This is a genomic window from Shewanella sp. TB7-MNA-CIBAN-0143 (assembly GCF_040310065.1).
Classification (GTDB): domain Bacteria; phylum Pseudomonadota; class Gammaproteobacteria; order Enterobacterales; family Shewanellaceae; genus Shewanella.
The window spans coordinates 136910-163283 of sequence record NZ_JBEOPL010000009.1 but is presented as its reverse complement, the minus strand read 5'-3'; the positions used below and the strand labels follow the sequence as shown (position 1 = coordinate 163283).

At 41.2% G+C, this 26374-nt stretch carries 24 protein-coding genes; 21 read left to right on the top strand and 3 right to left on the bottom strand.

Annotated features, from left to right (window positions below; genetic code table 11):
- Positions 1 to 3 precede the first annotated feature (3 nt).
- Positions 4 to 702: an NUDIX hydrolase gene (locus AAEY97_RS09695; protein WP_350998441.1), complete on the bottom strand. Its 699-nt coding sequence runs from the start codon at positions 700 to 702 to the stop codon at positions 4 to 6.
- Positions 703 to 843: 141 nt separating this feature from the next.
- Between AAEY97_RS09695 and AAEY97_RS09690 the strand changes: the two genes are divergently transcribed.
- The 12 genes from AAEY97_RS09690 (at position 844) to AAEY97_RS09635 (ending at position 12986) form a co-directional block, all read left to right on the top strand.
- Entirely contained in the window at positions 844 to 1869 is a 1026-nt protein-coding gene (locus tag AAEY97_RS09690; protein WP_350998439.1) for an SPFH domain-containing protein, read from the top strand.
- Positions 1870 to 1911: 42 nt separating this feature from the next.
- On the top strand, positions 1912 to 2778 hold the full coding sequence (locus AAEY97_RS09685; protein ID WP_350998436.1) for an NAD(+)/NADH kinase: 867 nt from the start codon (positions 1912 to 1914) through the stop codon (positions 2776 to 2778).
- A gap of 151 nt (positions 2779 to 2929) precedes the next feature.
- On the top strand, positions 2930 to 3784 hold the full coding sequence (prs, locus tag AAEY97_RS09680; RefSeq protein ID WP_350998433.1) for a ribose-phosphate diphosphokinase: 855 nt from the start codon (positions 2930 to 2932) through the stop codon (positions 3782 to 3784).
- Positions 3785 to 3794: 10 nt separating this feature from the next.
- A complete protein-coding gene (locus AAEY97_RS09675) occupies positions 3795 to 5396 on the top strand; it encodes a nicotinate phosphoribosyltransferase (protein WP_350998430.1) in 1602 nt (533 codons plus the stop codon).
- Between the two features lie 157 nt (positions 5397 to 5553).
- Complete coding sequence (locus tag AAEY97_RS09670; protein WP_350998427.1) at positions 5554 to 6390, top strand: metalloregulator ArsR/SmtB family transcription factor; 837 nt, start codon at positions 5554 to 5556, stop codon at positions 6388 to 6390.
- Between the two features lie 64 nt (positions 6391 to 6454).
- Positions 6455 to 7474 carry an ACR3 family arsenite efflux transporter gene (arsB, locus tag AAEY97_RS09665; protein WP_162024208.1) on the top strand — a complete coding sequence of 340 codons (1020 nt, stop codon included), beginning with the start codon at positions 6455 to 6457 and terminating at the stop codon, positions 7472 to 7474.
- A 76-nt stretch (positions 7475 to 7550) separates the two neighbouring features.
- On the top strand, positions 7551 to 8045 hold the full coding sequence (locus tag AAEY97_RS09660) for a phosphatase domain-containing putative toxin (protein ID WP_350978199.1): 495 nt from the start codon (positions 7551 to 7553) through the stop codon (positions 8043 to 8045).
- 61 nt (positions 8046 to 8106) lie between these two features.
- On the top strand, positions 8107 to 9117 hold the full coding sequence (locus AAEY97_RS09655) for an ArsJ-associated glyceraldehyde-3-phosphate dehydrogenase (RefSeq protein WP_350998423.1): 1011 nt from the start codon (positions 8107 to 8109) through the stop codon (positions 9115 to 9117).
- A gap of 5 nt (positions 9118 to 9122) precedes the next feature.
- On the top strand, positions 9123 to 10340 hold the full coding sequence (arsJ, locus tag AAEY97_RS09650) for an organoarsenical effux MFS transporter ArsJ (RefSeq protein WP_350998421.1): 1218 nt from the start codon (positions 9123 to 9125) through the stop codon (positions 10338 to 10340).
- Positions 10341 to 10667: 327 nt separating this feature from the next.
- A complete protein-coding gene (locus AAEY97_RS09645; RefSeq protein ID WP_101088664.1) occupies positions 10668 to 10844 on the top strand; it encodes a DUF1328 family protein in 177 nt (58 codons plus the stop codon).
- A gap of 79 nt (positions 10845 to 10923) precedes the next feature.
- Positions 10924 to 11118, top strand: coding sequence for a hypothetical protein (locus tag AAEY97_RS09640; RefSeq protein WP_182744960.1), 195 nt, complete (start codon positions 10924 to 10926; stop codon positions 11116 to 11118).
- Positions 11119 to 11333: 215 nt separating this feature from the next.
- Entirely contained in the window at positions 11334 to 12986 is a 1653-nt protein-coding gene (locus AAEY97_RS09635; RefSeq protein WP_350998417.1) for a diacylglycerol kinase family protein, read from the top strand.
- A 20-nt stretch (positions 12987 to 13006) separates the two neighbouring features.
- On the opposite strand, the gene AAEY97_RS09630 is transcribed toward AAEY97_RS09635, so the two are convergent.
- On the bottom strand, positions 13007 to 14374 hold the full coding sequence (locus AAEY97_RS09630; RefSeq protein WP_101088661.1) for a sigma-54 interaction domain-containing protein: 1368 nt from the start codon (positions 14372 to 14374) through the stop codon (positions 13007 to 13009).
- Between the two features lie 270 nt (positions 14375 to 14644).
- On the opposite strand from AAEY97_RS09630, the gene AAEY97_RS09625 reads away from it, so the two are divergent.
- From AAEY97_RS09625 to AAEY97_RS09600, 6 genes are all read left to right on the top strand, one after another.
- The gene (locus AAEY97_RS09625; RefSeq protein WP_350998414.1) at positions 14645 to 15121 is read left to right on the top strand and encodes a glutamyl-tRNA reductase; all 477 of its coding nucleotides are present in this window, start codon (positions 14645 to 14647) and stop codon (positions 15119 to 15121) included.
- Between the two features lie 343 nt (positions 15122 to 15464).
- Positions 15465 to 16016, top strand: a complete 552-nt coding sequence (locus AAEY97_RS09620) for a BON domain-containing protein (RefSeq protein ID WP_182744963.1) — start codon at positions 15465 to 15467, stop codon at positions 16014 to 16016.
- 357 nt (positions 16017 to 16373) lie between these two features.
- Positions 16374 to 16607 (top strand): hypothetical protein, encoded by a 234-nt coding sequence (locus AAEY97_RS09615; protein ID WP_350998411.1) that lies wholly within the window; start codon positions 16374 to 16376, stop codon positions 16605 to 16607.
- A 396-nt stretch (positions 16608 to 17003) separates the two neighbouring features.
- Positions 17004 to 17588, top strand: a complete 585-nt coding sequence (locus AAEY97_RS09610) for a TetR/AcrR family transcriptional regulator (RefSeq protein ID WP_350998408.1) — start codon at positions 17004 to 17006, stop codon at positions 17586 to 17588.
- A 60-nt stretch (positions 17589 to 17648) separates the two neighbouring features.
- Positions 17649 to 18239: a C40 family peptidase gene (locus AAEY97_RS09605; protein ID WP_162024433.1), complete on the top strand. Its 591-nt coding sequence runs from the start codon at positions 17649 to 17651 to the stop codon at positions 18237 to 18239.
- A 152-nt stretch (positions 18240 to 18391) separates the two neighbouring features.
- Complete coding sequence (locus AAEY97_RS09600) at positions 18392 to 19423, top strand: LacI family DNA-binding transcriptional regulator (RefSeq protein WP_101088655.1); 1032 nt, start codon at positions 18392 to 18394, stop codon at positions 19421 to 19423.
- Positions 19424 to 19623: 200 nt separating this feature from the next.
- Here the strand turns inward: AAEY97_RS09600 and gtfA are convergent, their stop codons facing one another.
- Positions 19624 to 21105 (bottom strand): sucrose phosphorylase, encoded by a 1482-nt coding sequence (gtfA, locus tag AAEY97_RS09595; protein ID WP_350998405.1) that lies wholly within the window; start codon positions 21103 to 21105, stop codon positions 19624 to 19626.
- A 187-nt stretch (positions 21106 to 21292) separates the two neighbouring features.
- Here gtfA and AAEY97_RS09590 point away from each other — a divergent pair, with 187 nt between their 5' ends.
- From AAEY97_RS09590 to AAEY97_RS09580, 3 genes are all read left to right on the top strand, one after another.
- Positions 21293 to 22513, top strand: a complete 1221-nt coding sequence (locus AAEY97_RS09590) for an MFS transporter (protein ID WP_101088653.1) — start codon at positions 21293 to 21295, stop codon at positions 22511 to 22513.
- Between the two features lie 287 nt (positions 22514 to 22800).
- The gene (locus AAEY97_RS09585) at positions 22801 to 25197 is read left to right on the top strand and encodes a TonB-dependent siderophore receptor (protein WP_101088652.1); all 2397 of its coding nucleotides are present in this window, start codon (positions 22801 to 22803) and stop codon (positions 25195 to 25197) included.
- A gap of 146 nt (positions 25198 to 25343) precedes the next feature.
- A complete protein-coding gene (locus tag AAEY97_RS09580) occupies positions 25344 to 26303 on the top strand; it encodes a carbohydrate kinase family protein (protein ID WP_350998400.1) in 960 nt (319 codons plus the stop codon).
- The last annotated feature ends 71 nt before the right edge of the window (positions 26304 to 26374 follow it).

Here is a 26374-nt window from a genome sequence, read left to right as displayed (position 1 = left end):
TCCTTAAACACTTAAATTCCGCTCAAAGTTAACAATGTCTACATCTGGTTTTATTTTATAAAGTTGGGCTAAACGGCCACCGGATTTAACTTTTTCATCTATCGTTGCAAACATTTCAGAAGCTTCAATACGACGAATTAAGCTCTTACGTTGAATCGATTTACCGATAATTGTTTCAATAACGGTTTTGAGTTGTCCAATCGTAAAATATTCAGGCAAGCAGTATACGGGGACCATGGAATATAACGCTTTTTGTTGAAGGCGCAGTTGCGCTTGCTCAATAATGTATTGATGGTCAAAAGCAATGGATAAGCTTTTTAATTGATTAACATCAATCCACTGCACGTCTTCAACCGTGTCTATATGCGATGACACATCTTGTTCAGCAATTAATGCAAAATAAACCAAGGTAACGCTGAATCCTCTTGGATCTCTATCGCTGCTTGAAAATGCCTGTAGTTGTTCAATGTAAGGTGGCGCAATACTAGTTTTTTCTTTTAGCTTTCTCAGTGCTGTTTTATCCGTTGTGTCATCAATATCAATATCAACAAACCCGCCAGGTAATCCCCAACAACCTATAAATGGTTGGTTAGCACGCTTTACCATAAGCACTTTTAATGCCGTATCTTTTACGGTAAATAGCACACTATCTACGGTAAATAATGGGTTTTTGAACTGGTTGATATCGTATTTTTCAGTCATTTTTATTTATCACAACCTCTTTATGTCTTTACGACACATTAATGATTCGTCAGTGTTTCGTCAATTAAAAATAAACATTGACACAATAATGTCCCTGGGACAATAATAATTGTGTCAAAGAGACATTAATTGGAGGTTGTTATGTTTGGTTTAAAATATATAAAAGCAGATCCATCTACACACTTGATGCTATTTAAAAAAGGCAATGTTATTCAAGAAGGCGTAGGAGTCAGTTTTTTCTACTATGCGCCAAGCTCATCATTGGTTGCGATTCCAAGTAATAGTAAAGAACTCCCTTTTGTATTCAGACTACAAACGGCAGACTTCCAAGAATTAAGCCTTCAGGGACAAATTACTTATCGGATTGAAAAGCCACGTGAGGCAGCAAAAATGCTCAATTTCACTATTGAGCCTACAGGGCAGTATGTTTCTGATGACCCTAAAAAATTAGACGAACGTGTTCAGCGAGCAGTACAAGTGTTACTGCGTAATCATATTGAGTCTATGACGTTAAAAAATGCATTAACATGCGCTCGACAACTGACGTTAGACCTTAAGCAAGGACTGGGTAGTATTGACGCTATTACGAGCCTAGGGGTTGGGATTACAGATGTATCACTCACCGCAATCAAGCCAACGCCAGAAACAGGCAAGGCACTAGAGGCGGAAATTAGAGAAAGTTTGTTGAAAGAAGCTGACTCGGCAATTTATGCAAGACGTCTAGCCAGTATTGAGCAAGAAAAGAGTGTTAAAGAGTCTGAGTTAGAGACAGAAAAAGCGATTCAAAAGAAACAGCAGGATCTTGAAACATCGAAGTTAGAAGCTGTGCGACTTCGAAAGCAACAACAATTTAAAATTAATCAAGAAACCATCCAAGCTCAAATTGAAGATGAGAAGCAATTAGAGCAGTTAGTTACCATTAATGCTGCAAACGAAAGGGCACGTGGAGATGTGCAAGCATATAAAATACAAGTGCAGATGCAAGCCTATCAAAATATTGATATTGAAAAGCTTAAAGTCATGAGTATGAGTGGCATGAAGCCAGAGCAATTGATTGCACAGGCAATCGAAAACTTGACTCAAGGGGACAATAAGATTGGCAATCTAAATCTCTCACCTGATTTATTATTGGCGTTAACTAGTCGACAAGATGGGGGCCGTGGATGATTTCAAACCGAAAAATGGTGGTAGTGACTCGCAAAACTCGGCTTGAAGAGCTTAAGTTTAGGCCAAGCTAAGTTTTATCTTGAGCATTTAGGTGAGTCATTTACCGATTACGAAGAAGAAAATCATCTTTACACTAATGTAATCAATATTGCTGTTGATTATCTTAAAACGATTAGCCGCGTACAATTACTTGAACGAAGTGTATTGTCTACTTACCTATTTTCACCAGACGACATTGTTATAGTGATTGGACAAGATGGTTTGGTCGCTAATACTTTGAAGTACCTTAATGGGCAACCTGTTATTGCAATTAATCCAATGCCATCAGTGTATGAAGGTAAACTGCTACCTTTTTTGATAGGGGAGCTGAAAGATATTGTTTTACAAACCTTAAGCGGTGTTGTCACCACTGACAACATTTCGATGGCTGAAGTGAACACCAATTTAGGTCAGACTCTATTAGCGGTAAACGATATTTTTATTGGTCCGAAAACACATTCATCCGCACGATATACATTATCCATTAATGAGCAACATGAAGAGCAAAGTTCAAGCGGTGTGATCATTAGTACCGGTCTAGGATCTACGGGTTGGTTTAAAAGCATTCTGGCAGGCGCTAGGGGCATCGCAAAGCAGCCAATACAGAATGAACTTACAGAAGGTTTTCCGTGGGCAAGCCCATATCTCTATTACTCCGTTAGGGAGCCATTTCCTTCAATTAAAACCGGTTGCGAACTCGTTTTTGGTCAAATATCAAATCAATCTTGTTTTTCTATGGCATCAAAAATGCCTGAAAACGGAGTGATATTTTCAGATGGTATTGAACAAGACGCCATTGAGTTCAATGCCGGCGTCGTTGCCCATATTTCAATGAGTTCACGTGTTGGTCATTTGATTAGAAAAGAGTAAATTTTTTATTATCAGTTAGTTGAATTAGCTGTTACTATTTTTTTCTTAAACATTAACAATTGTGTCCTATTGACACAAAGATCTTGTTTAAAATTGGAATCTTTGCTACATTCGATAGTGTCTTACGGACATTATCTTAAAAGGAGTTAACATGAATGTATTTAGTCACGATTTATCAGGAAATAAAACGGTATTTAACTACGACACTTTTACTTTTTCTGGCGGCGAAGAGCACATCCGCTTTAATATAGAAGATATGTTAACGTCAGTAAAAATCGAAATTTTTGCTCGTTTAACCAGTTCATCTCAAATTGTAAAATTAATGGTCGCAGTCGATGCATTAAGAAGACTGTCAAATGACAGTATCCCAATTGAATTAGTCATCCCTTATTTCCCTTACGCTCGCCAAGATAGAGTATGTGTCGAAGGAGAAGCATTAGGTGCTTCTGTTATGGCAAATTTTATCAATCAACTTAATTTTTCTAAAGTCACAATATGGGATGCCCATAGTGATGTGTCTCCAGCGCTGTTACACCGAGTAGTCAATATCCCCCAATTGTCATTGCTTATGCGTTGCGAAGAGCTATGCCAACGCTTAGCAACGGGAGAGTTAACACTTATCTCTCCTGATGCCGGAGCCAGTAAAAAAACGATTAAGATTGCCGAAGCATTTAAGGGCGAACCTGAGGTTATTCAAGCTCAGAAAATTCGAGATCTTAAAAGTGGTGACATCATCAGTACCGAAATTATAGGCGACGTTCAAGGCAAAAAAGTGCTGATTGCAGATGACATTTGTGATGGCGGTCGTACATTCATTGAATTGGCAAAAGTCCTTAGAGCTAAAGGTGCCATCGAAATATCATTGTTTATTACCCACGGTATTTTCTCAAAAGGCCTAGCTGTTTTTGAAGGGTTAATCGATACGATTTACACCACAGATTCGTTTAAACCCGCAGCAGAGTTTACACAAAGTAAAAACATTAATTTACACATCATCGAGATGTAAGGAAACCCTCATGACTATTACAGCAGCAAGTATGCAAAAAGATGTTTATAAAGAATTTCATAGCCGTGCTTATCATCCAGATGTCACTGAAGTGTATGCAAACTTTACTTCAAGAAGCGGTAAGTTAAGTAATGTTGAGAATAACGACAAAGTCGCGTTTGTGGGTTTACAGTACTTTATTAAAAGCTATTTACAGGACGAATGGACTGAGTTTTTTAACGTGGATAAAGCCTCTGCCGTTGCTAACCATAAGCGCATTTTAAGTGCAATGTTAGGTTATCCTGTTAATGTTAAATACTTAGAAAACTTACACGATTTAGGTTATTTACCACTCAAAATTAAAGCGTTACCAGAAGGTTCGCTAGTTCCTTACTTGGTTCCACCGATCACAGTTGTCAATACTAAAGAGGGTTTTCAGTGGTTAACTAACATGATTGAAACTGTGTTGAGCTGTGAAAACTGGCCAATTCAAACAAGTGCAACAACGTCAGTTGCCTATTTGAAAGTATTCAAAGAGTTTGCAGAAAAAACCGGGTTACCAATGGATTTTGTGCCTTTTCAGGGGCATGACTTCAGCTTTAGAGGCATGTTTGGTAAACAAGCTGCGGCAATGAGTGGTTTTGGCCATTTGGCGTCAGGTCTCGTTGGAACCGATACGATTCCCGCCGTACTATTTGCAGAAAAGTATTATGGTGCCAATGTGGATGCTGAGCTAGTGGGGTGTTCAGTTGATGCCACGGAGCATTCGGTGACATGCTCTTGGATCATGGAAGGTGAGATAGCGTTTTTTAGATATTTAATGAGAGAACAATCTCCTAAAGGTATATTGAGTGTCGTGTCAGACACTTGGGACTTTTGGACGTTAGTCACTGAGTATCTACCGCAATTAAAACAAGAGATTATGGCTCGTGAAGGTACCTTAGTTATTCGTCCTGACTCTGGTGATCCAGTAAAAATTCTGACCGGATATAAAGTCTCTCCAGTATCTGATTATGCAGAATTGTTTAACAGTCAGAATGAGGCTGAAAAAGATGCTAATACCAACGGTTATGAAGCTTATCGTTGGAATGGGGAGTATTTTGGTTTTGAAGAAGAGCAAACCATTAGTTTAATGGACTTTGAAGTCAAAGGGCTTATTGAGTGTCTTTGGGATATTTTTGGTGGCACCACTACAGACAAAGGTTTTAAGTTACTTGATGAGCATATTGGTGCCATTTATGGCGATGCAATTACTCTACCGCGCCAACGTCAGATATTACAGCGTTTAATGGATAAAGGCTTTGCGTCTAAAGTGGTTTTAGGAATTGGTTCTTATAGCTACCAGTATGTCACCCGTGATACCCATGGTTCAGCAGTTAAAGCTACTAGTGTGGTTAAAAACGGTGAGCGAGTGGCGATATTTAAAGATCCTAAAACAGATACTAAGAAAAAATCTGCTAAAGGATTACTCAAAATCGAGCGAGTTAATGGTGAGTTTGTATTGTTTGATGATGTTACTGAGCTCGAAGAATCTCAAGGTTTACTTGACGTGGTTTTTGAAAATGGACAACTAGTTAAAGAAACGACTCTAGCGCAAATACGAGAAATGATTAATAGCCAGATTTCATGCTAAATTAACTATCGCGTCGTAGCCTATGGTTAACAGGCACACAGACAAAAATAGAAACCTATTTACAGATCAGTAAGTAGGTTTTTTTTAACCCGAGCTTGTATATGTAAACTTTCATATATACACTTAGTCGTATATTTTTACTTCTTGTTTATCCGTTATGAAAAAGAAAAGTGTACTGTTTCTATGTACTGGCAATTCGGCGCGTTCGCAAATGGCTGAGGCGTTGTTACGCAATAAAGCGGCTGATCAATTTGATGTGTTCAGTGCCGGGACATCGCCAGAGCAAGTCGATGTTCGAACTATTGAGGCTATTACTCGCTTTGGTATTGATGCGGGTGATTTAGTGTCTAAGCACTTGCAGACTTTTGCTGGCAAAGACTTCGATTATGTTATTACCCTTTGCGAAAAAGCTAATAATGAATGTCGTAGTTACCCTGGTGCAGGTAAACAATTGGCATGGGATTTCCCTGATCCTAAAACCCGTACAGGTAATCATCCATTTTCAAGCACCATGACCGAGCTTAACAATCGTTTGTCGATGTTTTTGCTGGTGGAAAATAAAGTCACTTCCGAGGCCTCGAATGAGATTATCATCGAGACAAAAATCGAAGATCGCAATCAATCTGCCCCAGAACGATTAATCGATTTCGATCCCATTACATTTTATAAATGCCTTACCGATGACATTCGCCTAAAAAGCTTAATGCTGACCCATTACCACGGTGAATTGTGTGTGTGCGAGCTGATGGAAGCGCTAAATGAAGAAAGCCAACCAAAAGTCTCGCGCAATTTAGCCTTGTTAAAAAAGGCTGCGATTATTAGCGACAGAAAACACGGTCAGTGGGTGTTTTATCGCATCAATCCTAACTTACCTCTATGGGCCAAATCAGTAATAGCAGAAACCACTGAAAACAATCTTGGGTTGATTATGTCGCCATTAGAGCGGTTAGACATCATGCAAAATAGACCGAACAAGGTGAGTTTTTGTCGTTAATGCTGTGTTGTAAAAAATATTATTAATATTTTTGTGTTGTACCCTCATTGTTTGGAGTCTTGTTATGGGCATGTTTGAACGGTTTTTATCGGTATGGGTTGGTTTAAGTATGTTGGCCGGAGTGTTGTTAGGTTTATGGCAGCCAGATATCTTTCAAGCTATAGCAAACCTTGAAATCGCCCACGTTAACTTGGTTGTTGCGGTATTTATTTGGGTGATGATTTACCCAATGATGGTGCAAATTGATTTTTCGGCAATGAAAGATGTGGGTAAAAACCCTAAGGGATTATTGCTGACCGTGGTTATTAATTGGTTAATTAAACCCTTTACCATGGCGGCATTAGGATGGCTGTTTTTTAAGGTGTTGTTTGCCGATTTGGTCGACCCTGCATCTGCACAAGAGTATATCGCAGGGATGATTTTATTAGGTGTTGCGCCATGTACTGCGATGGTTTTTGTGTGGTCACAACTAACCAAAGGAGATGCTAATTACACCTTGGTGCAAGTGTCGGTTAATGATGTGATTATGATTTTTGCCTTTGCGCCAATTACCGCATTATTACTGGGCGTGAGCGATATTCAGGTGCCATGGGAAACCTTGCTTATTTCGGTACTACTGTATGTGTTGTTACCGCTATTGGCCGGAGTGACAACACGTTACTTGCTTAATCGCCGCCATGGATTAGCCGCAGTTAACTCATTTTTGGCCACCTTAAAACCATGGTCGATTATCGGCTTACTGGCCACTGTGGTGTTGTTGTTTGGTTTTCAAGCTGAAGTCATTGTGTCTGATCCGCAAACCATTGGCTTGATAGCTGTGCCTTTGATTATTCAAACTTACGGTATTTTTATTATTGCGTATATAGCAGCTAAATGGCTGAAATTATCCCATAACATTGCCGCTCCAGCTTGTTTAATTGGCACCTCTAACTTTTTTGAACTGGCGGTGGCCGTGGCGATATCGCTATTTGGGCTGCACTCAGGAGCCGCGTTGGCTACAGTGGTTGGGGTATTAGTTGAAGTGCCGGTGATGTTATCGCTAGTAGCCATTATTAATCGAACTCAACATTGGTTTAATCACTGATTTAGTCGCTTTGTGAGTTCAGTTTTATGAGCCAATTTGTTGAAAGCGTTTTTTAAGTTACTTTTTGGAGTTAACCATGCAACCTCATCCTTATGATGTTTTAACGTTAGATAATGGCGCCAAACTGATTTTTACTCCGTGCCCTGGTACCAAAGATGAAGCTGTATCTGCGTCAGTTGCTACATTGAAGGCGGCAGGTACAAAAATGCTAGTCACCTTGATGTTCGATGATGAAATCGTACGCAATGCAGCAGAATATTTACCTGCAGAATGTACCAAACAAGCCATTACATGGGTGCAATTGCCCATTGCTGACGATGCCGCGCCAGGGCAAGAGTTTGAAACCCAGTGGTTAGCCCATAAAACCCAGATTATTGAATTGTTAAATAACCAAGGCATTATTGCAGTGCATTGCAAAGGCGGTTCGGGCCGCACTGGATTGGTGATTGGTCTGATATTAGTCAGCTTAGGCTGGCCTAAAGATAAAGTCATTAATGCAGTACAAGCATTGCGGCCCAAGGCGCTAGTTAATCCAGTTCAGCGTGAATATTTTGATGCATTTAATGGTTAGCATGTAGTGATTAACCTTTGAAACGATAACTTAACAATGAGAGCAAGCTCAGGACACCATTATGACGATAAAAATAGGTATTAACGGTTTTGGCCGTATGGGACGTTTATCAATGCGCGCGGCATATGATTGGGACGATGTTGAAATTGTGCATATTAACGATCCTGCTGGTGATGCAGCCACGCTGGCGCACTTAATGACCTTTGATTCAGTCCATGGTCGTTGGCATCATGAGGCGACCCATAATGGTGATGCCATTGTGATTAACGGTAAAGCCATTCCTTGCAGCCGTAATGTCGCTACCCAAGACACTGACTGGTCAAAATGTGATGTGGTGATTGAGGCCTCTGGCAAGATAAAAACCAAAGCCTTGCTACAAGTTTACTTAGATCAAGGTGTAAAACGGGTTGTGGTGACTGCGCCAGTAAAAGAAGACGGCGTGCTCAATATTGTAATGGGCGTTAACGATGATTTATACGACAAAGCCATCCATCCCATCGTGACGGCAGCATCGTGTACCACCAACTGTTTAGCACCAGTAGTAAAAGTGATTCATGAAAAGATAGGTATTAAGCATGGCTCAATGACTACGATCCACGATATTACCAATACTCAAACTATTCTAGATGCCCCCCACAAAGACTTACGTCGTGCCCGTGCGTGTGGCATTAGTTTGATACCCACTACGACGGGTTCGGCTACCGCAATTACTCATATATTCCCAGAGCTAAAAGGTAAGTTAAATGGTCATGCGATACGGGTACCGTTAGCCAATGCGTCACTCACCGATTGCGTATTTGAAGTGACTCGTGGAACAACGGTTGAAGAAGTAAACCAACTATTGAAGCAAGCAGCTGATACTGAACTGCAGGGCATCATGGGTTATGAAGAACGCCCATTAGTGTCGGTAGATTATAAAACCGACCCACGCTCAAGCATTATCGATGCGTTGTCGACCATGGTGGTGAATGATACCCAAGTGAAACTGTATGTGTGGTACGACAACGAGTGGGGATACGCTAATCGTACCGCTGAGCTCGCCCGCAAAGTCGGCTTAGCAGACAAGGAATAAGCTTCATGGGGCTGGATACATTGCGTACCTTATCACCATCGATAAAACAGTACTTATTGATTACCGGTAATTACTGGGCATTTACCTTAACCGATGGCGCTTTGCGTATGCTGGTGGTGTTGTATTTCCACCAATTGGGTTACAGCCCGTTAAATATTGCGATGTTGTTTTTGTTTTATGAGATTTTTGGTGTCGTGACTAATCTTGTTGGTGGTTGGTTAGGCGCACGGCTTGGCCTAAATAACACTATGAATATTGGCTTAGGCCTACAAATAGTGGCACTAGTTATGCTAACTGTATCTGCTGACATGCTAACCGTCATGTACGTTATGGCTGCTCAGGCGCTGTCGGGCATCGCCAAAGATTTGAATAAAATGAGCGCCAAAAGCGCCATTAAAACCTTAGTGCCCGCAGATGCAGAAGGTAAGCTTTACCAATGGGTTGCGTTGTTAACGGGCTCTAAAAATGCCTTAAAAGGAGTGGGATTCTTTTTAGGTGGTGTGTTACTCACAAGCCTAGGGTTTAGAGGCGCCATTATTTTAATGGCCACGTTATTAGGCATTGTATGGTTATGTAGTTTAGTGACCTTAAAAGATGATTTAGGCAAAGCGAAAAACAAACCCAAATTCAAAGACATTTTTTCTAAAAGTCAGGCAATTAATTTATTGTCGGCGGCGCGGATGTTTTTGTTTGGCGCAAGAGATGTATGGTTTGTGGTGGCATTACCGGTATTTTTAGCCACAACTTTTGGCTGGGATCATTGGTGGGTTGGTAGCTTTATGGCTAGCTGGGTGATTGGTTATGGTGTGGTGCAATCCATTGCACCTTATTTCACCGGTAAACGACAGGGAAAAGTGCCGAGCGGCCGAGCTGCTTTTACATGGGCAACTTATTTACTACTCATTCCTGCCGCGATTGCAGTCGCACTACATGCCGATTTTTATGTGCTAGAAAGTGTCGTCATCGGTTTATTAATGTTTGGCGCGGTGTTTGCGATTAACTCATCACTGCATAGCTACTTAATTGTTAGCTATGCTGGCAGTGATGGCGTGTCACTGGATGTGGGCTTTTACTATATGGCCAATGCCATGGGAAGGTTGATTGGAACGATACTGTCAGGTTGGGTCTATCAAGCCTATGGCTTAGAAGCTTGTTTATGGATATCGAGTGGTTTTATAGCTCTTGCTGCCTTAATTTCACTTAAGTTGCCTCATAAAAAGTAAACCATTACTACCACTAAATGCATTTTTGTTTACATATCGATATTTTGTTATCTAACCGTGATAGCCTGAAACTCTTACCGTATCATCGGTAAAAATTGCCTGTTCGCCTATGGCTTCTTCATTATTTTTTTTCTTACCTTAAATTTAAAACGTCTGTAAATCATGGTTTTATAGTTTTTTGTTGAAGTTGGCATGATGCTAGCTTTAACTAATACATAGTCGTGGTGTGAATCGTTAATTTTTACGATAGAGATAAGATATTTGTTTCAATCGTCAGCGTAAATTCAACGCACATCACAATGTAAACCGTACACCAAGGAGGTTTTTATGTTGGGCTGGACATTAATGTTTTTAGTGATAGCCGTTATAGCGGGTCTATTGGGGTTTACTGGTATTGCTGGTGCAGCAGCAGGTATCGCGAAAATTATTTTCTTTATTTTTATTGTGTTGCTAGTGATTTCGTTAGTAGCCAATGCGATTAGAGGCAAAGCTCCCCGAGGATAGTATTAACCCCTTACCTTAATCTAAGTTGAGGCTGCTTAAACAAGTTTATACGATTACAACCATCATCCAGGAGATGAATATGAATTTATTAAAACTACTGACAATGGCAAGTTTAATGGTGTTTTTAACGGCCGGTTTATCAGCATGTTCAGATAACAAAGCTGAAAATGCAGGTGAGAAAGTGGATGAAATGATCCAAGATGCCGGTAATGCAGTTGAAGATACATGTGAAGATGTTAAAGAAGGTATGAAAGCAGAAGATCCAGACTGCTAAGCATTATACCAATCACATTAACTATTTTATTTGTTTAAGTCGTTAAGTTTTACAACTCAAAATGCATTGTTCTAGGTAGAGTAACTCCATTTAAACCAATGTAAGTCGAAGTTGAATGTTTGACTGACAGCGACGTAATGACCAGATAGTTATTAAGATAAGTATTAGCCTAAGCAGCACACATGTGCTGCTTTTTTTACAACAGGAGGACCACAATGCTAACCCGTATTCATATTAAATATTACTATACTGTTGGCGCATTATTGGCTTTGTGCTTATCTGTGGCGCTTCCTTATGTGTTACTTAAGGTTATTTTTGCTTGGATTGCATTATCTTTAGGGCTGGTGAGTTCAGCTTATTGGTTTAATAGCGCAGGCATTTTCCGAAAAAGCCAAGATGGCAGCATTCCTTGGTATATAAGTTGGAGTTTTGTTCCCTTTTTAATGGGGTGCCAGCTGTATAACGCCTGGGCAAGAAAGCACGACAAAGTGCCCGTAATCCAAAAAATAGATAAGCAGTTGTATTTAGCCTGCCGATTGTTTCCCAGTGATATTGACCGACTTAAGCATGAAAAAATTGATGCAATTTTGGATGTTACTGCCGAATTTGACGCATTAGAGTGGACCTTGTTTGATGAAAATATTGGCTATTTAAATATTCCCATATTAGATCACAGCGTACCGACTGTCGCGCAGTTAAATCAAGCCATTAATTGGTTACACACTCAAGTCAGTAATGGTAAAAATGTAGTAGTGCATTGCGCGCTAGGCCGGGGGCGTTCGGTGTTGGTATTAGCGGCTTATTTAGTCTGCCGTGAGAGAAATCGTAATGTTAATGATGTGCTTAAATCCATCAATAGTATCCGCCAAACGGCACGGTTAAATAAATGGCAGTTGGCCGCTATAGAAAAAATGCATAGTCAGCAACAAATTAATATTCACAAACGTGCTTGGTTGATTGTTAACCCAGTGTCTGGTGGTGGTAAATGGCATGATGAAGCAGACCATATTACCCAAACCTTGACGGATTACTTTCAGCTTGAAGTGCTGTATACCGCCAAAGATAAGTCTGCAGTGCAATTAGCCAAACAAGCTAAACAAAAGGGCGCAGATATTATAGTTGCCTGTGGTGGCGATGGTACGGTTAACGAGGTGGCATCAGTGATTGTTGATACCGATATTTTCTTAGGTATTATTCCGATGGGAACCACCAATGCACTAAGTCATACTTTGTTTGGCGCCGCCAGTAAATTGGTGCCGGTATCGCAAGCGCTTGATATTTTGATTCAAGGTTATTCACAACGTGTTGATACTGCTACATGTAATGATGAGTTGATGTTGTTGCTGGTGGGGCTAGGCTTTGAACAAAAAATGATAGCGAAGGCTGATCGTGACCAAAAAGATGCCCTAGGACAATTAGCCTACCTTAATGGTTTGTGGGCGGCGGTAGGCGAAAACCAGCCATTGTCGATAAGAGTGCAGATCGATGGTGGCGATATTAAAGTGATTAACACCACTAGCCTAGTGATAGCCAATGCTGCGCCATTTACCAGCTTGTTAGCGCTAGGTAATGGCGAGCCCAATATTACCGATGGCTTGTTAGATATTACCTGGATTGAATCGAGTGAGACATCGCCACAACAGTTATTGAGTATGACCGAGTTGCTATTTGCAGGCTTAACTGGAGAACGTGAAGATAATCAACAGAGTCAAATTCATCATGAGCAAGCAAAAAAAATCTACTTAAACACAGATTCGTCTTGCCAATATGTGATCGATGGTGAGTTATTTGAATCAGAAGATTTGTGTATTAAAGTCAAACCCAGGTCATTAAATGTGCTTGTGCCAGAAGCGAGCAAACACGTTTAATGAATGGGCGTTTAATGACGCTATGGTTCGTCTGAACCGGTTTGGTCTTCGTATTTACTGAGTTTGTTGTAAAGGGTTTTGACGCTAATACCTAGCTGTTTGGCAGTATCATTTTTATTGCCCAATGAGTTGTCGAGCGCTTGATAAATAGCTACTTTTTCAAGTTCATCTAAGCGCATACCAGCAGGTATTTGTACGTCGTCAGCTAAAGGCTCAGTTGATGGTTCCAGAGGTGTCACCGTGATATGACTTGGTAAAATAGTATCTTCTGCCAAAATATATGCACGTTCTATTGCGTGTTTTAGTTCGCGAACATTTCCGGGCCATTTTTGTTGTTGGATAAGTTTAATCGCATCATCTGAAAAGGTTTTAGTCAGTTTTTCAGCAGTATTTCGGTAGGCTAAAAAATGTTGTGCTAGGCCACTGATGTCATTGCTACGATCGCGTAATGGTGGCACTAGGATAGGGAAATGCGCTAAACGAAAATATAAATCTTCGCGGAAACGCCCAGCATCAATAGCGTCAGCTGGATCGCGATTGGTGGCAGCAACAATGCGAACATTGGCTTTTTTAAGCTGTTGTGAGCCGACAGAGCGATATTCATTGTTTTCGAGTACGCGTAACAATTTTACTTGATGTTCTAGCGGCATTTCGGTGACTTCATCAAGAAATAAGGTACCGCCTTCTGCTTGCTCGAATACACCACGGTGATCACGATGAGCACCGGTAAAAGCGCCTTTTACATGGCCAAACAGCTCACTGTCGACCAGTTCAGGGCTTAATGCACCACAGTTAATGGCGATAAATGGTTGGTTGATTCGGTGACTGGCCAGGTGAATGGTGTTGGCTACAAGCTCTTTACCCGCACCGCTTTCACCGACAATAAGTACGTTGCTTTCGGTTACGGCAACTTTACGAATAGTACGATACAACTTGTGCATTGCCCGCGATGAGCCAACCAACAAACCGTATTGGTCTAGTTCACTAGAAAATGGCTGTTGTTGTTTTGTCGATTGTGACTGCAAGTCTTGGGCAAAGTCTTCTAAGGTGTCGTTGATTGCGTCGGCATCGTAAGGCTGACGAAAATGATAACCAGCGCTTTTTGACATTAAGTAATCTAAGTTAGGATTCGGTTTACCTTCGCTTAAGAAGATGAACTCAATATCAGACATTAACGCACTGTCAGTTAACTCTGCGTATTCTAGTTGGCTTAACTGCGATAATTCAATAATAGCAACGTCTATCGAGTTACTGTGCAGCTGGTCTAACCAGGGCTGGTCAACTGAACTAGCAATCTTATTAAAGTGCTGGCAACTCGGTAAGGCCAGGAGCCGTGCTTCACCTTCTTGACGACGGTGTAAATGATAAAAAAGTGTTGGACGTGGCATACCGATTCACTCCCTGTGGTGTTAAGTCTAATGTTTACCAGTGATGTCGTGTTGACAATCACCAGTGATCATTCCGTGTAATTAGGTAATTAACTCAGACCCGGACAAATTATAATAACTTTAACTATTAGAAGGTTAATTAATTTTTGCCCATGTGCATGGGGTGTTCATGGTTTAGTTTTTGCTTAATAAGGTGTGCTGTACCCGTATATGTTACACAACCCATCCAACAAAGTGCCAGTAAAATTATCCAATGCAGGAGGATTTACGTTGAAATCATTTACTCGAGAAGAACAGGTTGAGTCCGATGTATGGCTATTACATGAGGCAATTGATTTATGCCAGGAAGGGCAACAATTTTATACCCAAGCTACATTAGGAGCTGACGATTACAACATCAAACGGATTTTTATCCGCATGGCCGACATTAGAAAATGCATGCTGGATCGTTTAACTCCTTTGTTTAGCGTGGTGCGAACAAGCCAAGCAAGGCCAATAGATAGTCAAACTTACCATCAACAATCCTCACATCGACACTATGCTAAGGCTGAGCAGGTTATACAGCATAAGCCGTTACCCCAAGCGATAGCGGTATTGGTTGAAACCGAACAACAGGTCTTGGCTCATTTAAAGCAAACGGCTAGAAAAACTAAAAACCAGCGTGTTGCTAGCCAACTTGCCGAAGGTATTGCTTGGCTGCAAATGAGCTGTGACACCATGAAAAACCTCTCTTTTGCTCATACTTAGCCATCGGCGACACAGAAAGCGTGTTTTAATGGATGTTAATTTGTGGCTGGCGTGTGTTTACCTGACTGACAGCATAATAGTACGGCATTAGTCATCTGTTCATTCTCTGGAGGGGTCATTTAATGCTAGATCAGGCTATTCCGCGAATGCAATTGAGAGTCATTAATTCTCATCGCAACGATGAAAAATTTACCTAGCGTCGGTAAAAAAGTCCGATATTGTCATCTATCAGTAAGATGACAATAACCATGAATACTTGTTAATTCATTATTAACAGATGCTTATAACAATTGGCATGGTTCACGCATTGTATTCCTTGAGATTAACAACGGAGGAAAACTTTATGAACAAGACCACATTATCTGTAGTAATGAGCATTATGTTAGGTTCAATGGCATTCGGTGCAAATGCAGCACAAGATTGGCAAGATGATGCAAAAGATGCGTGGATCGATGGTAAAGCTGAAACAACACTTTTGTTAAATGCAAATCTGAACTCATTTGATATTAATACCGACGTGCATGATGGCAACGTGACCCTAACAGGTAAAGTTAACAGCAGTGTTGATAAGTCACTTGCTGGAGAGTTAATTAGAAGCTTAGATGGCGTGAAAGACGTTAACAATGAGCTTTCGGTGATGAAGCAGTACAGTGATGAAGACAGCAAGGATTTAAGTGACTCACTCACAGATTCGAAAGTTGCTACCGTAGTGAAAACCCGATTATTATTCTCTGCTGACGTGTCAGGTTCCGATATTAACGTCGATGTCGCTAATGGCGTAGTGACATTAAAAGGCACAGTGTCGAGTGATGCAGAACGTGATTTAGCCTTAGCCATCGCTAAAAACACCGATGACGTAAAAGATGTAGTCGATGAGTTACGTGTAACAGGATAATCTATTCGGTTATACTCAAACCAGCCTTTGGGCTGGTTTTTTTATGCCTAAAAAGCATGTGTAGCACTTAATACCAATCTCATTAAATATCTGATCAGTTCAGAGTCTCTCAGGTTTTTTAATTCAAGGCGCATTGATGTAGAAATGGCTGTTCCCTTTTAAATCGATGCAACACAGAAGTGGAATACCTGAGAGACTCCATTCTGGCGGGTTTCAAAGTACTTTATGCTGCGTTAGATGTTTTCAAAATAGAATCACTATTCGCTTCAATCATCTGCCTTGCCTACAGTACTTTGAACTCCCGCTGAAAGATCACATATTTAATAGGATTGGTATAACTTATGGATGCATTTTTCTGTGACAAACCATGTGATAAAACCGCTGTTAAATGTCATGCCGTGGTTGGCTTTGGCTAATGTGTTGTGCCAAGCGCAAACCGATAAAGAAGTGGATCCTCTCAAGCAATATGAAGCCCAAAAACGTTGTGAACAGCTGGTAGATGAACATATGGACAATAGCTATCATGATGAGCGTGATGAAAATATGCAGTTATTGAAACAGTCGATAGCCAATAATACCCATACTGATTAATTCCGTTTCACTTCTGATGGTACAAGCAACTGCTTATCCATCATATTGACAGTCTTATTCGTTCTGGATTGTGTAGGTTTTTTCGGTATAAAAAACTGATTGATGTTAATGGCATTTAGGTTGAATACCTTGTGTGGATGAAACTGTATTTAATGCCGTTGTATTGATTGGCGTGGTTTGCTCCAAGGTCTATGACTCAGTTAATGCTCTCAATAATTCCCATTTGGATTGTGTATACAATAGTGTATATAGATGAGTTGATCCCGAAGTGGAGTATTGATGGGGCAATTTTGTAGGATAATTTACAGATAAACGCGTATGTTTTTGATTATGAGCAACTAAAGTTAGCCGACTGGTCTATTCTTAGTTATCCTATCACTAAAAAAGGAAGGCTAAATGAATAAAAGTGCAGCGAGTAGACTGTCAATATGCGTCGTAGGTGAAAAGCTTTTTGCGTTACACGGTTATAGTGCAGTGGGGATTAAATTGATTCTCGACGAAGTGGGTATTCCTAAAGGTTCTTTTTATCATTACTTTGCCAGTAAAGAAGCATTTGCCACAGCCGTGGCCGAACATTATTTCCAGCAACGTATTCAACCTATCGCTATCGATTCAAGCGTAAACTTTAAAACCAATTTATCTACTGTGCTAAATGGATATCATCAACTCATTGACGAGCTGTTTAGTGGCAGTGAACCACGCGGCTGCTTGATGGGTAACTTGATGGTAGAGGTCAGTAGTCAGTCGCCGCAACTGCATCAAACCTTGAATCAGCTTTATGATCAATGGATCGGCCTATTGAGTGCACTTATTCAACAAGGGCAGCAACAAGGGCATATTCGTGCGGACTTACCGGCATCAACGTTAGCGAGTGTTTTTTGGTCAAATTGGCAAGGAACTATGCTACGCTGCCAAATTAAAATCGATAAAATGGCAGCTAAACGGGCTTTAGTGCAGTGCATACAAATGATGACTCGTTAACGCTAAGCGGTGCGGCGGTTATTTTTATTGTGTATTGCGGCAAAAATATTTATATTTCGGATGATTTTTCGGGGTTTGGAGTGGGTTGAATTGGCTAAAAGATTATTGTTTAGTTGTTTAGTGCTGTTGTTATCTGCATGTGCGTCTTCGCCTGCTGTGGTTATCGCGTCTAAGCCCGTGGTGGTTCCTCCCATGCTTAAGCCAGAACCACCTAAGTGGAGTGAGTCAAACCTACTGAGTTTTCATAATCAATGGAAAGGCACTCCATATCGTTTAGGTGGCCTGAGTAGAAATGGCGTAGATTGTTCAGGGTTTGTGTATTTGGCCTACTTGAATATTGTTGGCGACAAGTTACCTCGTACCGTGAACTCGCAACGTATTTTAGGTAAAGAAATACCGCGTAATCAGTTAAAAACTGGCGATCTCGTTTTTTTCAAAACCACCCGAACCGTTCGTCATGTCGGTATTTACATGGGCAATGACCGTTTTTTACATGCCTCGACTAAAAAAGGGGTAAAAATTTCGAGTTTGAATAATATCTATTGGAAACCTCGTTTTTGGTTTGCAAAACGCTTAAAAAACCCAACTGCTGAGCAAAATATGTCGATCGCTAGTCTTGTTGATCATGTTCAACAGCAAGACGATTTATAATTTGGCAGCAGTTTAACTAGCTGGTGCCGTTTTTCGCTTAAACGCTAGGCCAGTATCTGAAATTCAGATTTGATGTTCTACCGCCTAGCGTCAGTATATTCATGTTATTTATAGCTATTTTAGGCTAACGCCACGACATAAACGGACCCACTATGCCAGACTCCAAGCATTGGACCTTAAAAAGTATTGCCAAAGAATTAGGTGTGTCGAATGCGACGGTATCTAATGCGTTTAATCGTCCAGATCAGTTGTCGGAAAAACGTCGAATAGACATTCTAGCTGCCTGTAACGAGCTCGGATATTTTGGACCGAATAAAGCAGCGCAATCTTTAAGGCGTGGCAAATTTGATACGGTAGCATTAGTGTTGTCGGACAGTATTGAATACATGGTGTCTGATCCCGTGGCCAGTAAGTTTATGAAAGGCGTTGCGGCAGTTTTTGAGCAACATAAAATTAATTTACTGTTGTTTTCTGGCAGTTCTGACAATGTGAATGGCGTAAATGATTTTGTCGATGGTTTTATTTGTTATGGCCGTCCTCGCAACCGTTTATTGGCCGAGCAATTAAAAAAAATCCGTAAAAAAGTAGTCACTGTCGACTTTAATATTCATCGTAGTGCTTCGGTGAGTATCGATAATAAAGCCGGTGCCTATGAAGTGGCTAAATTGGCAATTCAATCTGAGCAAGATCAGGTCGCAATTCTTGGATTACGCTTGCTCGACACTCACTTAACCTGCCGCGTGTATGATATTCATTCTATGGAAATCGACACTTCAGTAGCACATCAGCGTTTGCAAGGCTATTTGGATGCCATTGGTGATACTGGGGTTAAGCTTGGTGATGATCGCATTTGGAATATTCCTGAAAGTAATGCCGACTTTGCTGCTATAGCAGCCAAAGAAGCGCTTAATTGTGTACCGCGTCCGAATGTATTTTTGTGCATGAGTGACCTCATTGCCTTGAGTTTAATGCGCGAGGCAATCCAACAAGGTTTGCGGATCCCTGAAGATATTCGAGTGGTGGGTTTTGATGGTATTGATGAAGGCTCACGAGCTATCCCGCCGCTGACAACCGTGTTCCAGCATTCAGAACAAAAAGGCCGTAAAGCCGCAGAAATGTTTATTGCTGATGCCCATCATGCTGAAGTGTTAGGTTATGAACTTTCTCGTGGTGGTAGTTGTTGATGTAATATTGATGACCGGACAATTTTTGATACAAACAGTTTGATACAAACAGTTTGATACAAACATATCGAGACAAATATATCGAGACAATCAGATCGAGACAATCAGATCGAGACAATCAGATCGAGACAATCATATCGATATAAACAAGGCGCCTAATTAGGCGCCTTGTTTACGTTTAAGCTTACAACACTCGTAGATTATCCGCTGTGTTTAGCCAGTAAATCAGTCAGTACAATGTGAGTCGATTGCTGGGCTTCAACGATGTTGATATGGGCTTCTTTGGTGGCAAAATTAACGCTTAACTTGGCTGAACTGTCGCCATGCACCCAACAAAGATCTAACTGATTAGCCTGGTTTGTCATGGTGAACTCACCATTAAAGGCATCGACGTTATTACGTAGAGTAATCAGCTCACATAGCGCTTTAACAACCGGTTTTTGCATGGCAGTTTGAATGTCGCTTACCTGTAGATAAGGGCGGTTAATGTCGCGACCTACTTGAGTTTGATTCAGTAACTCCATAGCATTAGGCACTGCCAGTAAACCGGTGTAATACACCTGCGGAATACCTGGAGCAAAAAATTGCACGCTTCGAGCGATTAAATAATCAATGTCATTTTGGCCAAGTGCATCGTAGTAGGTGCAATTAACTTGGTATAGGTCAACATTGCTGGCTGCTGCGCCCGTTGCTTGCAGGCTTTCACCTTTGCTATTGCTATGGATGCGATTAACTAAGTTATCAATTTCTGCCGCTGTTAATAAACCTGCTTTATTGCCGACCGGGCCAGCGTCAATAATGCCAATACCGTCATGAGTATCTAATACCGTGACACAGTTGCGTGGGGCAATGGATAGCCAATGGCTTAATGCACTGGCATCTTGGCTAAATAAGCTGTGGAGAATCAATGGCGGCAGCGCAAAGTCGTACACCATGTCTACGCGCTTAGCGATATCGAGCTGGGTCATGTAATGCGAGTGAATTTCGGCAAGGGTGGTCATGCCTAGGCTGTTGGCTTTTTTGGCTAACTCATCGACAAATTCAAATGATTCTTCAATCATAAAACAGCTAGTGCCTGGTTTTTTAATGGCATAACCCGCAGCGTCAAGACGAATAAGATCGACTTTGCTTTCATGAAAACGCGTTAGCACCTTGTTTAAATGTGCCTGACCTGCAGCGGTATGCACATTAATATCAATTTGATTTGAGGTAAAAGTCGTCCAAAACTCGGCTTGTGTACCGTCGGCGAGTTTATAGGTGGTGAAACAACTCCCCGGACGTGGGCGATATATTTTAGCTTGGTTTTCTGCGCTTAAACCGTCTGGGAATACACTATCTTTGGTTAAAAATAAATCCCAGTAAGCAGAGTTTTTGCCGTTAGCAAGCACGTCTTGAAACTCGGTAGACTCTGCTGACATGTGGTTAACGATTAAGTCGGCCATGATGTCGTATTGTTGGCCAATCTGCTTTACGTCATTCCAATCACCAAGACGTTCATCTACCTTTGCATGGTCTATAGGGTCAAAGCCAGCATCGCTGCCGTCAATTGGATAGTAAAAAGGTAACAGATGTACGCCACCAAAGAGATCATGCAGTTCTGTGTCGAGAACCTGTTTGAGTCCTTTTAAGTCTGAGTGCGCTATACGATCTACGTAAGTGATCAGCTGAACATTATTTTTCATGTTGGTGACTCTTAAAGTAAGTATTTAAAAAAACTTAATCGATTAAGTTGTATATTTAACCAATATGAAACATTATTCAAGGGCTTTGTTTAAATATTGAATTCGTTTTCTGTGGGAGAAGACGAATGTGTCGCCATAAATAGACTGTGTGACCACAAAGAAAACATATAACAATAAGGTGAAAAGTATGGTTAACCATATGAAGAGTAATGAGAATAGTGGTAACACTAGGATAAGAATACTAACATATTTAATGTTTTTTATGTTCGCGATGACTTCTGATGCGGTGGGAGTGATTATTCCTGAGCTGATTAACACATTTGATTTATCGATGTCTCAAGCGAGTGCATTTCATTACATGCCAATGCTATTTATCGCATTAAGTGGGCTATTTTTGGGTTTTCTGGCGGATAAGTTAGGCCGAAAAATAACAATTTTAATTGGCTTACTGCTGTTTGCGCTAGCCAGTTTTATGTTCGCATTAGGTGAGTCATTTTATTATTTTCTATGTTTATTGGCGTTAGTCGGTATTGCTATTGGGGTGTTCAAAACGGGTGCGCTAGGATTAATTGGTGATATTTCAACTAACTCAAAACAACACTCAAGTACCATGAATACCGTCGAAGGCTTTTTCGGTGTGGGTGCCATGGTCGGCCCGGCGATTGTCAGCTATTTATTGATAACAGGGGTGTCGTGGAAGTATCTGTATTTTGGTGCAGGGGTGTTTTGTTTAATATTATGTTGGTTAGCTTATAAGGCTGAATACCCGCAACTTAAGCGCTCATCTACTCAAGATATTAATCTAGCCAGTACGTTTAGCATGATGAGAAACCCTTATGCATTGGGCTACTCTTTAGCGATTGGGCTTTATGTTGCTACTGAAGTGGCCATTTATGTATGGATGCCGACGCTATTACTCAACTATGAAGGTGAGTTGGCATTAATCGCGACGTATGCACTAACAATCTTTTTCACATTACGGGCACTGGGACGTTTCTTAGGTGGCTGGATCCTCAATCGATACAGTTGGCAGCAAGTGATGTTTTGGTTCAGCCTAGCAATTAGCCTATGTTATTTAGGTGCAATGATGTATGGCATTTCTGCGGCGGTTATTTTATTGCCTTTATCAGGCTTGTTTATGTCAATGATGTATCCAACATTAAACTCTAAAGGGATCAGCTGTTTCCCGGTTGATCAGCACGGTTCGGTTGCTGGGGTTATTTTATTCTTTACTGCGCTTTCTGCTGCATTAGGTCCATTGTTGATGGGAGTGGTAGGCGACATATTTGGTCATGTTAAATACGGGTTTTATTTAGCAACCGGCTTTGCATTTATGTTGTGCTTATTGGCAGCCTACAATCTGCTTCGTGATCCGTCAGGGCATTTGTTGACCGCTGACGCTAAATAATGAACCTCTGCGATTATAAATATTTAATCTAATAAACATCTACTTAGACGATTTTTTAATCCTGTTAACGATAATTGAACATAAATTGTACTTGCAATTTACTGTTTAGTTGCTAACTTGTAACTTAATCGATTAAGTAAAGGCTTGAATTTAACTTTAACCTTAACCTTAACCTTTTGACTCGCTACTGAGCTAGTTTGGGGGCTTAGTTCGATTGATGAATATATTACTGATGTTGTTATGGGGAGATAAGACAACATCAATACACTCTATGTGGGGACATAAAAATGATAATAAGCACATCTAAAAAATTTGTATTGAGTACGCTAGCGGTGATGGTCAGTTCGAGCTTGTGGGCTGCTGAAGCAGATACTGCGGAAACCAAGAAAGACGCCATTGGCCTTGAGCGCATTGTGGTAACGGGTGTAGCCCGTGGTACACGTGTAATGGACTCGAGCGTGTCGGTGAGCAGTGTGTCGCCAGAAGATTTAGCGATTAGCTCACCTCGTTCATCAGCCGAAGCGTTCCGTATTATTCCGGGCATGAAGGTTGAATCGACTGGTGGTGAAGGTAACGCCAACATTGCGGTACGTGGTTTACCTGTTGCCTCTGGTGGAGCTAAATTCTTGCAAATTCAAGAAGATGGCTTACCTATTTTACAGTTTGGTGATATTGCATTTGGTAATGCGGATATTTTCTTACGTATTGATTCTACAACACAAACTATTGAATCAATCCGTGGCGGTTCAGCATCAACAGCTGCCAGTAATGCACCAGGCGGTATTATTAACGTCATCAGTAAAACTGGTACCAGTGATGCTGGCAGTATTTCATCTACTGTAGGCCTAGATTACGATACTTTGCGTACTGATTTTGAATACGGCACCAGCATTAATGACTCGATGCGTTTTCACATCGGTGGCTTTGTGCGCACCGGTGATGGCCCGCGTGACCCTGGTTACACCGCAAACAAGGGTGGCCAAATTAAAGCTAACTTAACCAAAGAGTTTGATTCTGGTTATGTGCGTTTATATGTAAAGCACTTAAATGATAAAAGCATTGGTTATTTGCCGATGCCAATGTATTCCGATGGCAGCTCAATACCTGGATTTGATGCTCAATCTGATACGGTTCATTCAGCTAACATGTTATCAACCCTACGCTTGGATGCTAACGGCAATATTAGCCGTGGTGATATGCGTGATGGTATGAATCCGATTGTTAACTCGGTGGGACTAGAAGCCTCATTTGATTTAGGTGACGATTGGTTAGTAGAAAACCGTTTCCGTATCTCGGATGTGAGCGGTAATTTTATGTCGTTAATGCCTGCCGAAGTGGCTAACAGTTCAAGTATTGCTAGCAGTATTGGCGGCGCAGGCTCGACACTTATTTATGCTAACGGTGCTAAAGCAGGCCAAGCCTTTGACAGTGACTTAGCAATGCGGGTGCACAGTTTTGATGTGACCATGAATGACTTTGGCTCTATCGTCAATGACATGAAATTAACCAAGACGTTTGACGATTCTAACGTCACTTTTGGTTTTTATACTGCTACACAAAATATCAATATGACGTGGATGTGGAACTCTTACTTAATGGAAGTGCAAGGTGATAATGCCGCACTTTTAGATGTGGTTGCCGCAGATGGTACGTCTTACTCTGATAATGGTTTATATGCTTATGGCGTGCCTTATTGGGGCAATTGTTGCCAACGTAATTATGATTCAGACTACACCATTAAAGCACCGTATATTGCTGCGTCATCTAAGTTTGGCGATTTATCGTTAGACGGTAGCGTGCGCTATGACTCTGGCGATGCCAGTGGTTACTATGCGGGTAATGTGCAATCACAAGTGGACATGAACCGTGATGGGGTGATTTCTCAGCCTGAGTTAAGTGTGTCGTCAATTGATAATGCTAACCCACAGTTAGTGAATTATGACTGGGGATACTTATCTTACTCATTAGGTGCTAACTACCAAGTGTCTGAAGATTTAGCTGCATTTGGTCGTATCAGTCATGGTGGCCGTGCTAATGCTGACCGTTTATTATTTGGTAAGGTGAGTCCTGATGGTTCAGTTTCTGACGAAGACTCAGTGGATGAAGTAGACCAGTACGAAGTGGGTGTGAAGTATCGTTACGATAATATGTCGGTATTTGCGACAGCATTTTACTCTGAAACCGAAGAGCAAAACTTTGAAGCCACGAGCCAAATATTCTTTGACCGTAAATATGAAGCCAAAGGGATTGAGCTAGAAGGTGCTTACTACGTTGGCGATTTCGACTTCCGCGGTAACGTAACCTGGACCGATGCTGAAATTGTTAAAGATGCCCTTAACCCAGGCGTAATCGGCAACACACCACGTCGCCAAGCAGATTTTATTTACTCTCTAATGGGCCGTTATAACTTTGATAAAGGCTCTGTTGGGGTCAATTTGATTGGTACCACTGAGTCTTATGCTCAAGATAACAATGACCTAAGTTTTGATGGTTACACTCAAGTCAATGCGTTTGCGTCGTACCAGCTAACCGATATGTTATCGGTCGCGCTTAACGTCAATAACTTGTTTGATACTGTCGGTATTACCGAAGCTGAAGAAGGTTCGGTACCCGATAACAATATTATTCGTGCCAGAACCATTAACGGCCGTACAACCAGCGCTACCGTTAAGTACGAGTTTTAATCGTTTATTGTCATTGCCTTAGTTGTAATCAGCTAGTTTTAGTCAGCTAGTTGTAGTCATCTTATTTGCAATGGTATTAGTTGCATTAGTTTTAGAAATCCCTGTTAACAAGCCCATGCAAATGGGCTTTTTTTTGGACGTTTTATATGAGTACATTATTGAGTTTTGGTGAAGTATTAATTGATTTACTGCCAGTGGGCCATTCTGGTTTAGTGCACGAGCCTATCCCTGGCGGCGCGCCTGCCAATGTCGCTGTGGGTTACGCTAAATTAGGCGGTAAGAGCCATTTTGCTGGTGGCATTAGTGCTGACCATTATGGCGTGATGTTGCAAGATGCCTTGGCAGCACAAGGTGTGGATGTCAGTTGTTTAACAGTAGTGCCAGATGCTGCTACTGCCACCGTGTTAGTCAGTTTAGATGCTCAAGGGGAACGGTCGTTTAGCTTTAATCGGCAAAACACTGCCGACATGCTATACCGTGAAGCTGATTTTGATGCTATCGATTGGTCTCAAATTGATATTTTTCATCTTTGTTCAAATACATTTACTGAAAAGGCCATTTTCACTGCGAGTCTCTATGGTGCTAAAAAAGCGCATAAAGAACAAACGTTAGTCAGTTTTGATGTCAATTTGCGCTTGTCACTATGGCAAGACACTCGGCTGTTATCGGCTCGAGTAGAGCAATGTTTTGGTTACACACACCTGTTGAAAATGAGTAAAGAAGAAGCACTCTATTTGGCTCTGGAGCGTGGGGTATCATTTGACGATTATTTAGCATTCTGTATTGCGCAAGAGGTGAGGTTAATTTTGGTCACCAATGGTGCTGAGTCCGTTTTATGCCACAGTGCTGAGTTTTCCTTTGAGTTGCCGGTGCCTAAAATTGTGGCCATAGATACTACTGCCGCCGGAGATAGCTTTGTTGCGGGGTTCTTATTTGAACTCGGCCGTGATGAAGGATATTTTACTCCTGGGCCTTTAGTACAAAAATTGCTTAATCGAGTGAACGTTCAAACTGCTGCCGAGTTTGCAATTAAGTGTGGTGCGATAACGTGTACGACAAAAGGTGCTTTTCCTGCGCTGCCCGTTTTGGCACAAGTGCAATCGTGAATCAAATTTGTGTAAATGAGTTATTGAGCAATAAAAAAGAGGTCACCTTAGGTGACCTCTTTTTTATCATT

What these genes read in the sequence shown, in the direction of transcription:
- AAEY97_RS09600 (WP_101088655.1), top strand. Translation starts at nt 18,392, where the DNA reads ATGCCAGACTCCAAGCATTGGACCTTAAAAAGTATTGCCAAAGAATTA.
- AAEY97_RS09585 (WP_101088652.1), top strand. Translation starts at nt 22,801, where the DNA reads ATGATAATAAGCACATCTAAAAAATTTGTATTGAGTACGCTAGCGGTG.
- AAEY97_RS09695 (WP_350998441.1), bottom strand. Translation starts at nt 702, where the DNA reads ATGACTGAAAAATACGATATCAACCAGTTCAAAAACCCATTATTTACC.
- gtfA (WP_350998405.1), bottom strand. Translation starts at nt 21,105, where the DNA reads ATGAAAAATAATGTTCAGCTGATCACTTACGTAGATCGTATAGCGCAC.
- AAEY97_RS09645 (WP_101088664.1), top strand. Translation starts at nt 10,668, where the DNA reads ATGTTGGGCTGGACATTAATGTTTTTAGTGATAGCCGTTATAGCGGGT.
- AAEY97_RS09675 (WP_350998430.1), top strand. Translation starts at nt 3,795, where the DNA reads ATGACTATTACAGCAGCAAGTATGCAAAAAGATGTTTATAAAGAATTT.
- AAEY97_RS09605 (WP_162024433.1), top strand. Translation starts at nt 17,649, where the DNA reads ATGATTTTTCGGGGTTTGGAGTGGGTTGAATTGGCTAAAAGATTATTG.
- AAEY97_RS09620 (WP_182744963.1), top strand. Translation starts at nt 15,465, where the DNA reads ATGAACAAGACCACATTATCTGTAGTAATGAGCATTATGTTAGGTTCA.
- prs (WP_350998433.1), top strand. Translation starts at nt 2,930, where the DNA reads ATGAATGTATTTAGTCACGATTTATCAGGAAATAAAACGGTATTTAAC.
- arsB (WP_162024208.1), top strand. Translation starts at nt 6,455, where the DNA reads ATGGGCATGTTTGAACGGTTTTTATCGGTATGGGTTGGTTTAAGTATG.
- AAEY97_RS09660 (WP_350978199.1), top strand. Translation starts at nt 7,551, where the DNA reads ATGCAACCTCATCCTTATGATGTTTTAACGTTAGATAATGGCGCCAAA.
- AAEY97_RS09655 (WP_350998423.1), top strand. Translation starts at nt 8,107, where the DNA reads ATGACGATAAAAATAGGTATTAACGGTTTTGGCCGTATGGGACGTTTA.
- AAEY97_RS09590 (WP_101088653.1), top strand. Translation starts at nt 21,293, where the DNA reads ATGGTTAACCATATGAAGAGTAATGAGAATAGTGGTAACACTAGGATA.
- AAEY97_RS09630 (WP_101088661.1), bottom strand. Translation starts at nt 14,374, where the DNA reads ATGCCACGTCCAACACTTTTTTATCATTTACACCGTCGTCAAGAAGGT.
- AAEY97_RS09670 (WP_350998427.1), top strand. Translation starts at nt 5,554, where the DNA reads ATGAAAAAGAAAAGTGTACTGTTTCTATGTACTGGCAATTCGGCGCGT.
- AAEY97_RS09635 (WP_350998417.1), top strand. Translation starts at nt 11,334, where the DNA reads ATGCTAACCCGTATTCATATTAAATATTACTATACTGTTGGCGCATTA.
- arsJ (WP_350998421.1), top strand. Translation starts at nt 9,123, where the DNA reads ATGGGGCTGGATACATTGCGTACCTTATCACCATCGATAAAACAGTAC.
- AAEY97_RS09610 (WP_350998408.1), top strand. Translation starts at nt 17,004, where the DNA reads ATGAATAAAAGTGCAGCGAGTAGACTGTCAATATGCGTCGTAGGTGAA.
- AAEY97_RS09690 (WP_350998439.1), top strand. Translation starts at nt 844, where the DNA reads ATGTTTGGTTTAAAATATATAAAAGCAGATCCATCTACACACTTGATG.
- AAEY97_RS09640 (WP_182744960.1), top strand. Translation starts at nt 10,924, where the DNA reads ATGAATTTATTAAAACTACTGACAATGGCAAGTTTAATGGTGTTTTTA.
- AAEY97_RS09580 (WP_350998400.1), top strand. Translation starts at nt 25,344, where the DNA reads ATGAGTACATTATTGAGTTTTGGTGAAGTATTAATTGATTTACTGCCA.